Here is a 13,583-nt window from a genome sequence, read left to right on the forward strand (position 1 = left end):
CAACATGTCTCATCGGTATGAAGATCAATCCTTAAAAGTATTTTCTTTGAATTCAAATCCATCTCTAGCTAAAGAAATTGCAGAGCGCATAGGTGTAGAATTGGGAAAATGTTCTGTTTCTCATTTCAGTGACGGAGAAATCCAAATTAATATTGAGGAAAGTATTCGTGGTTGTGATGTTTATGTAGTTCAATCTACTAGTGCTCCAGTAAATCAGCATATTATGGAACTTTTAATTATGATCGATGCTTTGAAGAGAGCATCTGCAAAATCGATTAACATTGTTATCCCTTATTATGGCTATGCTCGACAGGATAGAAAAGCTAGAGCGCGAGAGCCAATTACATCTAAGCTTGTAGCTAATTTAATTGAAACAGCAGGAGCTACTCGAGTCATTATGTTAGATCTTCATGCTCCACAAATTCAAGGGTTCTTTGATATTCCTAATGACCATTTGTTAGGAGTACCTATTTTATCGGATTATTTTCAAGGAAAGAATATGGAGGAAATCGTTATTGTCTCTCCTGACCATGGTGGAGTAACTAGAGCTAGAAAAATGGCGGATCGATTAAAAGCACCAATTGCTATTATTGATAAACGTCGTCCTAAACCAAATGTAGCAGAAGTGATGAACATTGTAGGAAATATCGAAGGAAAAACAGCTATTATTATTGATGATATCATTGATACAGCTGGTACTATTACTCTTGCAGCTAATGCCTTAGTGGAAAACGGGGCTACTGAGGTTTATGCGGCTTGCACACATCCAGTGCTATCGGGACCTGCCATAGAACGGATCAATAATTCCAAAATTAAAGAACTAGTGATTACGAACACGATTCCATTGCCAGAGGAAAAGCAGAGTGATAAAATCACAGTTCTTTCAGTTGCACCTCTCATTAGTGAAGCAATTATTCGTGTACATGAACGGCAGTCCATTAGTATCCTCTTTGACTAAAAAATATAAAAAAACTTGAAACGACAGCTTAATTGATCTGTCGTTTTTTCATTTTCCTATATTTCTTTTTAATACATGTTTAAGGACTGTCCAATTAGGGAAAATTTAACTACTAGAGGTACATTAAGAAGAAGGGGTGATGAAAAATGGGAGCCACATTAAAGGCTAGTAAACGTGAAAATTTTAGCAAATCCTATACAAAGGAACTGAGATCAGAAGGAGACATTCCAGCTATTGTATATGGTTATAGTCAAAAACCTCAAGCAGTACAAGTGAGTAGCATTGATTTACTTAAAACACTTAGAGATGAAGGTAGAAATGCAATAATATCTTTAACCATTGAAAACGGCCAAAAAGTAGATGTAATGCTGCAGGATTACCAAGCAGACCCTATAAAGAATGAGGTTTTACATGCGGATTTTTATGCAGTTAATTTAGATGAAGAAAGAGATGTAGAAGTTGCTATCCATTTGAATGGAGAAGCACAAGGAGTAAAAGATGGCGGAATCTTGCAACAACCACTTCACCATTTAAACATTCGGGCAAAACCTAATGATATCCCCGAACAAATTACAGTTGATATTGATCAACTTGAAGTTGGAGATAGTATCATGGTTGGGGATCTAAAAGGTTCTAAAAATTATGAGATCGTCGATGCTGATGATAATACTATTGTTACAATATTACCTCCACAAGTCGAAGAGGTTGTGGAATCTGGTGAACAGCAGGAAGAGCAACCAGAAGACTCAGAAGAAACCCCTGAAGATGAAAAGGGGGAAGAGGAATCCTCCTCTTAAAGAAATAGGGAGCGCTGAACTTCAGTGCTCCCTATTTTTACATTTGGTAAAAGTCATGTAAAATAGAAAAAGCAAATGATTGGTTGAAAGGAAGTTAAGAATGAAGTGTATTGTTGGTTTGGGTAATCCTGGAAGAAAATATGAAAGTACGCGGCATAACATTGGTTTTCTAGTAATTGATGAATTACTTAGAAGGAATGGATGGGCGTTAGATAAACATAAATTCAATGGGGATTATACTGTGGAAAATCTGCATGGGGAAAAAATTCTCTTATTAAAACCTCAGACCTACATGAATTTGTCTGGTGAATCCATTAGACCTATGATGGATTTTTATCAAATAGAGCCGCAAGATATTACGATCATCTATGATGATTTAGATTTACCTCCCGGAAAAATTCGCTTGAGACAAAAAGGTGGTCACGGAGGTCATAATGGCATTCGATCAACCATTGATCACTTAGGTACAAAAGAGTTTAATCGTATTCGAATTGGGATAGGTAGACCTACACCTCCTATGCCTGTAACTGACCATGTATTAGGTCAATTTTTCAAGGAAGAAGTGGATGAGATTCTACATAGCATTAAGAATGCAGCTGATGCCTGTGAGTCTTGGGCTCAAAAACCTTTTATTGAAGTTATGAATGATTATAATTAAACATAAGGTTAAAGTATATTCTCCTCCAAGGAAGGAAAAACTTTGGATAATGATTAATTTTAGGAGGAGAAGCATGGCTATTATCTATCAATGTAGACATTGTAATCAACAATTAGGATCAATGGACGAGGAAGTAGTAGATACCTCAACACTGGGTATAAATTCACTATCTCATGAAGAAAGAAAAACTATGATCCAATATAAGGATAATGGAGATGTCCATATACAAGTAATCTGTGAGAATTGTCAGGAGGCACTTGATCGTAATCCTGATTTTCATGAGCTTGATACTTTTATTCAATAAGTGAATCAACTAACTTAAAATAGAAAAAATAGGCTTTGGTTGTAAACCAAAGCATTTTTCACTTGGCAGATAGGAAAGTATAAACTTTCCTATCTGTATAAGGACAGCTAAGGCAAGGGTTTCCACTCAAGAGTATAGGGCTTCTAAGAAAGCAAGATTCGCTTTCAAGAATCCCTTTAACGAATGCCAAGTTTTCAAAAAAACCAAGGTGTTCTTTTTAGGTTGCAATATAGGGGGAGCTACAATGGAGTCATTAAAAAAATTCATGAAGCAACAAAGGGATCTTACTTCTGTTTTTTCTGGAATTGAATCTGGTTTACAAGAACAATTAGTATCTGGGCTTTCTGGTTCAGCAAGAAATACCTTTATAAAAGTACTAGAAGAGGCAACAAATCGACCCATTTTATTAATAACACATCAACTTATGCATGCACAAAAAATATATGATGATTTAGTAGAAATGAGCAAGGAAAAAGAGCGTCCGCCCGTATTCCTTTATCCAGTAAATGAACTTATCTCTTCAGAGATCGCAGTTGCTTCACCTGAATTAAAAAGTGAACGAATTGCAACATTAATGGACTGGACACAGCGGGAATCCGGGATTCTAATAGCGCCAATAGCCGCACTAAAACGCTTTTTACCACCGAAAGAGTATTGGAATACACATAGGCTAATCTTTCAAGTAGGGCAAATTGTCAATTTAGATGAACAGTTAAAGTTGTTAATTGAAATGGGTTATCACCGGGTTGATATGGTTAATACTCCGGGAGAATTTGCATTGCGCGGGGGAATTTTAGATATCTATTCTATTACAAATGAGCATCCTGTTCGTATTGAATTCTTTGATGATGAAGTAGATTCCATTCGACATTTTAATCCAGAATCCCAACGCTCCTTACAGCAAGAAAAGGAAATCATTATAGGTCCTGCTACAGAATTATTGTTAACAGAGGAAGATTACACAAGAGCTAAGGATCGTTTAGAAGACGCATTGGCCCATACATTAAAAAAGACCCAGAACAAAGAACAAAAGGAACGACTGACAGAAAATATAGAATACGATTTAGATCGTTTGGGGCAAGCGGAACGTTTTCAGGAAATGCACAAGTATATTTCTTTATTCTATGAAAATCCTAGCAGTTTACTAGATTATTTACCCAAAAATGGAGTTATTGTTTTTGATGAGACAAACCGTATACAGGAAACGGCTCAACAGTTAGATAAAGAGGAAGCAGAATGGCATGGAAGTCTTTTAGAAGCGGGACAAATAGTGAGAGATATCAACATATCCTATGATTGGTTAGAGACCTGGGGGAAAATGAACCGCCAGCGAGTTTACATGTCTGTTTTTCTACGCCATATAGCAAATACCCAGCCACAAAATATAGTAAATGTCTCTTGTCGAGCGATGCAACAGTTTCATGGACAGATGAATGTTTTACAAAATGAAATGAAACGTTGGGAAAAAGGGGGCTTCTCTGTTTTGTTTTTGGCTCCAAATGAGGAGCGGGCGGAGAAAATACAATCTGTACTAGAGGATTATGGGATGAAGGTTCATATCACCAACGGCGAACCTACTTTCCCATTAAAAACTCCAACTATTCAAATTGGACGATTGGAAAGTGGATATGAGCTTCCTATGCATAAACTTGCTGTGATTACGGAGCAAGAGCTTTTCAAAAAACAATCTCAACGCAAAGTTAGAAAAAAGAAAATTTCAAATGCAGAAAGAATTAAAAGCTACCAAGAGCTGAAAGTTGGAGATTATGTTGTCCATACAGATCATGGAATAGGTCGTTATGTAGGCATTGAAACTCTTGAAATCAAAGGTAATCATAAGGATTATATGCTTATTAAATACTCTGGAAATGACAAATTATATGTTCCTATTGACCAAATCGATCTAGTACAAAAGTACGTTGGTTCAGAAGGCAAGGAACCAAAGCTGTACAAGCTGGGTGGGTCTGAATGGAAAAAGGTAAAACGCAAAGTACAATCCTCTGTAGAAGATATAGCTGATGATTTAATCAAGCTTTATGCTGAACGTGAGGCTTCGAGAGGATATGCCTTTTCGAAGGATACAGAAATGCAAAGGGAATTTGAGGCCTCATTCCCTTATCAAGAAACAGAGGATCAAATCCGTTGTATCGAAGAAATAAAGAGGGATATGGAAAGAATCCGTCCAATGGATCGTTTGCTTTGTGGAGATGTTGGGTATGGAAAAACTGAGGTTGCTATTCGAGCTGCGTTTAAAGCAGTTGCGGATGGCAAACAAGTTGCCATATTGGTCCCTACAACCATTTTGGCGCAGCAACATTATCAAACCATAAGAGAAAGATTTCAAAACTTCGCGGTCAATATAGGTGTTCTTAGTCGCTTTCAAACTAAAAAGCGGCAGAAAGAAACCACGGATCTACTGAAAAAAGGCCTTGTTGATATAGTTGTGGGAACTCACCGACTCCTGTCAAAGGACGTTGTTTTTCGGGATTTAGGTTTGCTTATTGTGGATGAAGAGCAGCGGTTTGGTGTGAAACATAAAGAGAAAATCAAGCAGTTAAAGACAAATGTAGACGTATTAACACTAACGGCTACACCAATCCCAAGAACTCTTCACATGTCCATGCTAGGAGTAAGAGATTTATCGGTTATTGAAACACCACCTGAGAATCGCTTTCCGATACAAACCTACGTTATGGAATATAATCATATGTTAATTCGAGAAGCCATCGAAAGAGAGTTATCAAGAGGCGGCCAAGTCTTTTTCTTATATAATCGGGTGGAAAATATTGATAGAATGTCCCAAGAAATTTCCTCTTTAGTTGAAGAGGCCAGAGTACAGTATGCTCATGGACAAATGAATGAGAATGAATTAGAAAATGTCATGGTTTCTTTTTTAGAAGGTGAATTTGACGTTCTTGTAAGCACAACGATTATTGAAACAGGGGTAGATATTCCTAATGTGAATACTCTCATTGTCTATGATGCAGACAAGATGGGATTAAGTCAACTTTACCAATTGAGGGGTCGAGTAGGAAGGTCTAATCGAGTAGCTTTTGCTTACTTTACTTACCAAAAAGATAAGGTGCTTACAGAAGTTGCAGAAAAAAGGTTGGAAGCAATCAAAGAGTTTACCGAGTTGGGTTCTGGTTTCAAAATTGCCATGAGAGATTTATCCATTCGTGGTGCAGGGAATTTGTTAGGTGCACAACAACATGGTTTCATTGATTCCGTTGGATTTGATATGTATTCTCAAATGCTATCTGAGGCTATTGAAGCAAGGAAAGAAGGTAAATTACCACAAGAAGTCAAGGCTGTGGATGTTGAGCTTACATTAGATGTGGATGCCTATATTCCTGATACCTATATTCAGGATGAACGACAAAAAATAGATATGTACAAAAGGATTCGTGCCATAGAAGACGAACAAGATATTCAGGATATTCGAGATGAATTAATGGATCGTTTTGGTGATTATCCAGAGGAAGTTGAGAACCTTTTAACCATTGCAAAATTAAAAATGAAGGCTAAAAAAGAAAGGATTCAATCCATTTCCGAAAACCAGAAGAAAATAGAGTTGCTTATGGATGAAAAAGGGAGTCAAGAGATTGATGGTTCTAAATTATTTGCATTAGCCAGCACATATGGCAGAAAGGTACAGCTTGGCACGGATGGAAACCTGTTAAAAGTGGAGTTCAAATGGGACAAAGAAAGCTTTCCCCAAAGATATGAACAAGCTTGTGATTTTATAGAAAAATTAAGCGAGGTGAAGAGGGATCTTGCCCAGTAGATGCGGTTAGGTTACTTGTATTTTTATGAATAAAAACATGGAAATATGAACAAAATTATTATTGTAATAAAATATTCTAACTCAACCAGAACATGGATGTAAAAAAGAAATCTCTCCCTTTTTTGCATATTTCATGTGACTGAGTTAGATACTAAACGCATCTGCTGGTGATATCTGTTTATGTAGGAATGTTTGACAGATTCATCATTGTATGATCATCAAACGAAAGTGAGGCTTTAATATGAAAGCAACAGGTATCGTACGAAGAATTGATGATTTAGGTCGAGTGGTTATCCCTAAAGAAATTAGAAGAACCCTTCGTATACGTGAAGGAGACCCTCTAGAAATCTTTGTTGATCGTGAAGGAGAAGTCATATTAAAGAAATACTCTCCGATTAGTGAATTGGGAGATTTTGCAAAAGAATATGCAGAAGCATTGTTTGATTCTCTTGGTTACCCTGTTTTAATTAGTGACCGCGATGAATTCATCGCAGTAGCTGGTACATCAAAAAAAGATTACTTAAATAAAAATATAGGTCCTAAAATTGAAAAGGCGATGGAAAATCGAATGATTTCAGTCGATAGTGAAGAATCCAACATCGAAATCGTTGAAGGCAATGAAGAAGCGATTTCTTCCATCATTGTGGGTCCTATCATCGCTAATGGAGATCCGATTGGATGTGTAGCATTAATTTCTAAAGAGGGAAAATCACTTAGTAATGTTGAAAAGAAGGCTGTTGAGACGGCAGCAAGCTTTTTAGCGAAACAAATGGAATAACGAAAGAAAAGGGTGCCGTGTTAGGCTCCCTTTTCTATTTATAAAATATGTCTAGCTCCAGCGAAAAAGCATCATCAAGTAATCTTCAAAGTTTTTGCCCCGAGTAAGGAAAGCTACATAGAGCTACTTCACAGAAACAAGTGCTTTTCTTGTTTCGAAGGGCGCTTACGCTTTTCTTAACAGATAAGAAAGTATAAAATTTGTCTAGCTCCAGCGCTCTATCGACTAGAGTCGGTTCCCTCCTCTCCATCGATAAGTCAACATCGATTCACTTCGTGAACCGTGTTTCCTTTATCTCGCTCGATGAGGTCCACCGCCTTACGTCGATGATCAAGGGCGCTTGCGCTTTTCTTATGATAAGATAAAACAGAATTTTAATTTGCTTAATATAAAGAAGGTTTAATGCATGGCTGATGATTCAAGGAAATTATTTCACGGGGCGGTTATATTAGCTATAGCAGGTCTTATAAGTAAGGTCTTAAGTGTCGGCTATCGAGTTCCATTGCAAAATATTACGGGAGATGTTGGTTTTTATATCTATCAACAGGTCTATCCCATGATAGGTATCATATCGATGCTTGCTTTATATGGTTTTCCAGTAGCAATTTCTAGATATATAACCCTCTCTACAGAAGAAAAAAAGGGAGGGAATGACTTATTTCCAATCTTTCTTGTTTTATCGTTTTTATCGATACCTTTATTTGCGTTCGTATATTTCGAATCAGATGTAATCGCTCAGTGGATGGGAGATTCTAATCTGTCCTTACCAATAAGAGTAGGATCTTTTTCGATTCTTTTACTCCCTTTCACATCCATAGTAAGAGGTTATTTTCAAGGGATGGGTGATATGAAGCCTACCGCCTATTCTCAGCTAATTGAACAGTTTGTTCGAGTCAGTTTTATAATAATAGTCACCTATGTCTTAATGAAAAGAGGAATGGAACTTTATGTAGTTGGAGCGGGGGCAGCACTTGGGTCGTTTTTTGGAGGAGCAGCTGCCATCATCTTTTTGTTGATAGCGGTAAGGAAAAAGATGAAGGGAAAAGCATTTCTTTTTAGAAAAACTAAAACTTCATTGTTTTTACTAGTAAAGATTATTTTAATTTATGGTATCTATAGTAGTCTAAATCATATGGTCCTCCTTCTATTTCAATTTGTTGATGCTTTTACTGTACTTCCTTCACTAAAGGTATATGGGTTCAATCTTGAGGAGGCGAGAATTTGGAAAGGGATATATGATCGTTCTTATCCTTTGCTTCAAGTGGGAACGGTAGTTGGATCATCTATTGGTCTAGCCTTAGTTCCTACAGTTTCGGCCCACTTTCGTCATAAGGAAAAAGAAAAACTTGCGAATCAATTTTCCAGTACTCTAAAGCTAGGTTTCATTTTTGGAGCGGGAGCTAGTGGGGGCCTTATCTTTATTATGCCTTACGTAAACCAAATGCTTTTTGAGACAACCGATGGAACGAATGCATTGCAAATTATGGGTCTTGTTATACTATTTCAAACATTGACGTTAACCATGTCTTCCGTATTATATGGGATTGGAAAAATGAGAGGGTCGGCCTTTCTTGTGTTGGGAAGTATACCTTTCAAGATTATATTAAACATGATCTTTATTCCGCTCATTGGAATTATGGGGGCATCTTTAGCTACTGTTATCGTATCCTTTTTACTTTTTGTAGGGCACAGCATCCTAATTTTCAAAGAGTTGGGGAGACCTAAAAGAAAGTTTCCTGTCTTTGGTATCGGCGTTGCACTACTCACTATGGTCTCTTTTTTGCTTTTCATTCAATGGACATTACCTGATGTAATCAGCCGTGGTCAGGCTACCCTAGTGGCCATCACTCTTACTTTGTTTGGAGGAGCTCTTTACTATATGATGTTGGTTAGACTTCATTGCTTTACAAACGAAGAATTAAATCATCTGCCTAGAGGACTTAAAGGAGGAAAAAATAAATGAATGCCATCCATGTTGTTGGGTTGGGAGCGGGAGATATCGAACAGCTGCCTGTCGGAATATACCGCAAGTTAACTTCATCTAAGCATGTTATTTATACTCGCACCCATGACCATCCTGTAATCGAAGACTTGAAAAAAGAAGGATTGGAATTCTATTCCTTTGATTCAATTTATGAACAAAATGATCAATTTCAAGAGGTATATGAGCAAATCGCTTCATTTTTATTGGAAAAGGCGAGTGAACAGGAGATCATCTATGCTGTTCCTGGACATCCAATGTTAGCCGAGCAAACCACACAACTGCTTTTACATAACTCAAAAGGAATTGCTGTCCATATCGAGGGTGGTCAAAGTTACCTGGATGCCCTTTTCACCTCATTAAAAATAGATCCAATAGAAGGCTTTCAATTTGTGGATGGGACAAGTTTTCAAAGAAGGGACATAAACTACAGGCATCATCTTGTGTTCTGTCAGGTTTACGATCAAATGATTGCCTCTGAAATAAAACTTGAACTTATGGAAGATCTCCCAGAAGATTATCCTGTCACGGTTATTACAGCTGCTGGATCCACTCAGGAAACTATCAAAACGATTCCGCTGTATGAGCTGGATCGAACAGTAACACTAAATAACCTAACAAGTCTTTATGTTGCTCCTGTTCCAGAAGAACTTTTACATCATCGTTTCGAGACATTAAAAGAGGTCATTGCCACTTTAAGAGGACCTAATGGATGCCCTTGGGATAAAAAACAAACCCACGAGTCTTTGCGGCCCTATTTAATTGAAGAGGCCTATGAATTTATTCAAGCGGTGGACCAAGAAGATGATGATGGCATGATTGAGGAGTTAGGTGATGTTTTGCTACAGGTTATGCTTCACAGTCAAATTGGGCAGGACGAAGGCTATTTTCAAATAGAAGATGTAATTCGATCGATTACGGAGAAAATGATCAGAAGACACCCACATGTATTTGGTGATGAAACTGTACAGGATGCAGATGAGGTACTTGGAAAATGGGAAGATATTAAGGCAGAGGAAAAGGGTGAAAAAAAAGAATCATCCATTCTTGATGGGATTTCAGAGAGTTTTCCTGCCTTATTTCGTGCCATAGAAATTCAAAAAAAAGCAGCGAAGGTAGGGTTTGATTGGGAGCATGCAGAACCAATGTGGGATAAGGTTGAAGAAGAGATAAACGAATGGAAGAGTAGTTTGGTACATGAGTCTGAGTCCTCTCAAGAACTAGAGCTTGGGGATATACTATTTGCAATTGTGAATCTCGCAAGATACTATAAAATCAATCCGGAAATCGCGTTACAGAGAACTAACCATAAGTTCATCTCTCGTTTTTCCTTTATGGAAAACGCAATTAAGAGCGATAACAAGTCCATTTCAGACCTCTCTTTGGAGGAGTTAGATGGTTATTGGGAAAAAGCAAAAATGCAGGAATAAGTTTAAAAAGAAAGAAGTGAAAAGGGACGATGAGGCTCGATAAATTTTTAAAAGTATCACGACTTATTAAACGAAGAACGCTTGCAAAAGAAGTAGCGGATCAAGGAAGAATTCAGGTAAATGGCAGCGTAGCTAAAGCGTCAACGGATGTTGTTGTGGGGGATCAATTGGTTATCCGTTTCGGGCAAAAGTTTGTAACAATAGAAGTACTACAAGTAAAAGAAGCGGTGAGGAAAGAGGAAGCGCAAGATTTATATAAAGTACTTAAGGAAGAAGAAGTTCAATAGAGCTTCTTCTTTTTCTTTTCACTGTTTAGCTTTAGCAAAAAACCTTCATCGAGTAATCTTCTAAGTTTTTGCCCCGAGTAAACGCAGGAAGGAAAGCTACATAGAGCTATTTAGCAGAAAACAAGTGAATTTCTTGTTTCAAAGGTCGCTTACACTATTTCTTGTTTTCGTGTTCTAGTCTTGTCCTAGAGTGCATAGTATGTGGTAAGGACAAGGAGGGTATAAAGAATGAATCGATATGAAAATGAATTAGGAACGCGTAGTAGCAATGTGACGAATGTGGAACACACGGTAAAAATGACGCAGAGAAGACATCTTGAAATTACCGGAGTAAAGGATGTGGATAGCTTCGATAACGAGGAATTCCTTCTTCAAACTGTTATGGGATATATCGTTATTCGAGGTGAAAATCTACAGATGAAAAATTTAGATGTTACACAAGGAGTGGTCTCTATTAAAGGAAGAATTGATGAGATTAACTACTTGGATGATGAACATGGGGAGAAAGCTAAAGGATTGTTTAGCAAGCTTTTTAAATGAGTTTAGACACCCAATTTCTTACGATGTTGATGATGATCGCAGGTGGCGTCTATATTGGGATGGCATTGGATTCTTATCGAGAATTTGAAAAACTAATAAAAGGGCGCCACCTGCTCACGATAATTTATGAAATATTATTCTGGATTCTTCAGGGAATGATCCTATTTTATCTCCTCTTTATTGTAAATTATGGAGAATTGCGTCTATATATTTTTCTTGCCCTGTTGTGTGGCTTTGCAGCTTATCAGGCATTACTGAAAGAGAAGTACCTATTTATCTTTCATAAAGTGATCCATTTTGTACAAAAATGTATTCAGTTATGTCAAAAATTCATTCATTTCTTTATCATTCAACCGGTAAGGACATGTTATAAATGGATTAAAGCCCTATTCCTGTGGCTTATTTCCTCCCTATTGGCACTTCTATATCTAGTTTTTAAAATATTGGCCTGGCCGATACGCCTTATCGGTTCCCTTCTTTGGGCTATAACTCCAAATAGTTTTAAAAAATCGTTCCAACAATTTGCAGGAATTTATGGTAAAACAAAGAATACAGTATATAATTGGTGGACGAACTGGAGGAACAGGAGGTGACCCAAGAATGGGTATAGGTAGAAGGTCACAAGTGACTAAACTTGAATCGCCATATATGAAGGAATACGACGTCTATTTAGAAAGACGTTCAAAAAAGCGAAAGCGACTTTTTCGTAGATTAGCTCTGTTTGGTATTGTTGCATTTATCATGGCTTCTTCTTTAACATCTTATCACTTTAATCAACGAGCATTAAAAAAAGAAAAAGTTGGTGAGTTAATAGAGCTTCAAAAAGAGAAAGATCAAATAGTGGACAAGCAAAAGGACTTAAGAGAAGAAATTAAACTGTTACAAGATGAGGATTACGTCCTCCAAATTGCCCGTAGGGATTATTTCTTTTCTAAAGAAGGTGAAGTTATTTTCAAACTTCCAGATGAAGACCCATCTTATTGACACCTTTTTTTGACCTTAGCTATAATATAGTAATAAATGAAATTCTTCATACTATCAGAATTTATAACTTTAATCGGTTGATAGTATAAGTAAAACTAAGGCTTTCGCCATTAGGATTTGCACTCTAGGGTATAGGGCTTCTAAGATAGCAAAATACGCTTTCAAGAATCCCTTTAACGATAAGCCGAGTTTTTCCAAAAATTTAAGGAGGAGCCATTTTTATATGTCAATCGAAGTAGGCAGCAAGTTGCAGGGAAAGGTTACTGGAATCACTAACTTTGGTGCTTTTATAGAGTTGCCTGGCGGGGTCACTGGTTTGGTTCATATTAGTGAAGTTGCTGACAATTATGTAAAAGACATTAATGAGCACTTGTCTGTAGGGGATCAAGTGGAAGTGAAAGTCATTAATGTTGAAAAAGATGGAAAGATCGGGCTTTCCATTAAAAAGGCAAAAGAAAATTACGGACGTCGTAACCAGAAGCCATTCAAAGAAAAGGATCGTGAGGAATCCTTTGAACAAAAAATCTCTCGCTTTTTAAAGGATAGTGAAGATCGTTTAACATCCTTAAAAAAACACACGGAGTCAAAACGTGGAGGAAGAGGAGCGAGAAGAGGATAGCTTGCTGTCTAAATAATCATTTAACATATAATTGTAAAAAAGCACCCATCACGGGTGCTTTTTTACATATAAAAATAAAAATAAAAATGTGGATGACCCGTACGGGATTCGAACCCGTGTTACCGCCGTGAAAGGGCGGTGTCTTAACCGCTTGACCAACGGGCCATGTCCTAAAAATGGTAGCGGCGGAGGGGATCGAACCCCCGACCTCACGGGTATGAACCGTACGCTCTAGCCAGCTGAGCCACACCGCCAATATGAAAGACACAAAAAATATATTACAATAGGTGCGAAAAACTGTCAATATATATTTTTCACTTCAAACATTCGACGGATAGTACACATTTTCACAATAACCATACAAAAAATATGTTAATCCAACAAATTGTAAAAAAAAATAGGACCATAGTGACGAAAAGTTATTCATATCACGGAAACAAGTCGAACACTTTTAATGGGT

The 13,583-nt window shown here is 37.3% G+C and carries 12 protein-coding genes and 2 tRNA genes; 12 read left to right on the forward strand and 2 right to left on the reverse strand.

The features are described 5' to 3' along the window. Positions 1-4: 4 nt before the first annotated feature. The 12 genes from RZN25_11920 to RZN25_11975 all read left to right on the forward strand — a co-directional run bounded on the left by RZN25_11920 (position 5) and on the right by RZN25_11975 (position 13,123). Positions 5-958 (forward strand): ribose-phosphate diphosphokinase, encoded by a 954-nt coding sequence (locus RZN25_11920; GenBank protein ID MEQ6377524.1) that lies wholly within the window; start codon positions 5-7, stop codon positions 956-958. A 146-nt stretch (positions 959-1,104) separates the two neighbouring features. Continuing rightward, positions 1,105-1,755: a 50S ribosomal protein L25/general stress protein Ctc gene (locus RZN25_11925; GenBank protein MEQ6377525.1), complete on the forward strand. Its 651-nt coding sequence runs from the start codon at positions 1,105-1,107 to the stop codon at positions 1,753-1,755. A gap of 100 nt (positions 1,756-1,855) precedes the next feature. Further along, positions 1,856-2,413: an aminoacyl-tRNA hydrolase gene (pth, locus tag RZN25_11930; protein ID MEQ6377526.1), complete on the forward strand. Its 558-nt coding sequence runs from the start codon at positions 1,856-1,858 to the stop codon at positions 2,411-2,413. 73 nt (positions 2,414-2,486) lie between these two features. Continuing rightward, positions 2,487-2,717: an anti-sigma-F factor Fin family protein gene (locus tag RZN25_11935; protein MEQ6377527.1), complete on the forward strand. Its 231-nt coding sequence runs from the start codon at positions 2,487-2,489 to the stop codon at positions 2,715-2,717. Positions 2,718-2,961: 244 nt separating this feature from the next. Next, positions 2,962-6,504 (forward strand): transcription-repair coupling factor, encoded by a 3,543-nt coding sequence (gene mfd, locus RZN25_11940; GenBank protein ID MEQ6377528.1) that lies wholly within the window; start codon positions 2,962-2,964, stop codon positions 6,502-6,504. A 241-nt stretch (positions 6,505-6,745) separates the two neighbouring features. Beyond that, positions 6,746-7,282 carry a stage V sporulation protein T gene (gene spoVT / locus RZN25_11945; GenBank protein ID MEQ6377529.1) on the forward strand — a complete coding sequence of 179 codons (537 nt, stop codon included), beginning with the start codon at positions 6,746-6,748 and terminating at the stop codon, positions 7,280-7,282. 406 nt (positions 7,283-7,688) lie between these two features. Next, positions 7,689-9,245: a polysaccharide biosynthesis protein gene (locus tag RZN25_11950; protein ID MEQ6377530.1), complete on the forward strand. Its 1,557-nt coding sequence runs from the start codon at positions 7,689-7,691 to the stop codon at positions 9,243-9,245. Continuing rightward, entirely contained in the window at positions 9,242-10,693 is a 1,452-nt protein-coding gene (gene mazG / locus RZN25_11955) for a nucleoside triphosphate pyrophosphohydrolase (protein ID MEQ6377531.1), read from the forward strand. Before RZN25_11950 ends, mazG begins: the two co-directional genes overlap by 4 nt. A gap of 29 nt (positions 10,694-10,722) precedes the next feature. Beyond that, positions 10,723-10,980 carry an RNA-binding S4 domain-containing protein gene (locus RZN25_11960; protein ID MEQ6377532.1) on the forward strand — a complete coding sequence of 86 codons (258 nt, stop codon included), beginning with the start codon at positions 10,723-10,725 and terminating at the stop codon, positions 10,978-10,980. Between the two features lie 228 nt (positions 10,981-11,208). Then, complete coding sequence (gene yabP, locus RZN25_11965) at positions 11,209-11,520, forward strand: sporulation protein YabP (protein MEQ6377533.1); 312 nt, start codon at positions 11,209-11,211, stop codon at positions 11,518-11,520. A gap of 534 nt (positions 11,521-12,054) precedes the next feature. Continuing rightward, the gene (locus RZN25_11970) at positions 12,055-12,504 is read left to right on the forward strand and encodes a septum formation initiator family protein (GenBank protein ID MEQ6377534.1); all 450 of its coding nucleotides are present in this window, start codon (positions 12,055-12,057) and stop codon (positions 12,502-12,504) included. Between the two features lie 223 nt (positions 12,505-12,727). Beyond that, entirely contained in the window at positions 12,728-13,123 is a 396-nt protein-coding gene (locus tag RZN25_11975; protein ID MEQ6377535.1) for a S1 domain-containing RNA-binding protein, read from the forward strand. Between the two features lie 93 nt (positions 13,124-13,216). On the opposite strand, the gene RZN25_11980 is transcribed toward RZN25_11975, so the two are convergent. Both RZN25_11980 and RZN25_11985 read right to left on the reverse strand, forming a co-directional pair. After that, a tRNA-Glu gene (locus RZN25_11980) sits at positions 13,217-13,288 on the reverse strand. Positions 13,289-13,300: 12 nt separating this feature from the next. Next, positions 13,301-13,377, reverse strand: a tRNA-Met gene (locus RZN25_11985). Between the last annotated feature and the right edge of the window lie 206 nt (positions 13,378-13,583).

It is taken from the genome of Bacillaceae bacterium S4-13-56 (assembly GCA_040191315.1).
In the GTDB taxonomy this organism is placed as follows: Bacteria; Bacillota; Bacilli; order Bacillales; family JAWJLM01; genus JAWJLM01.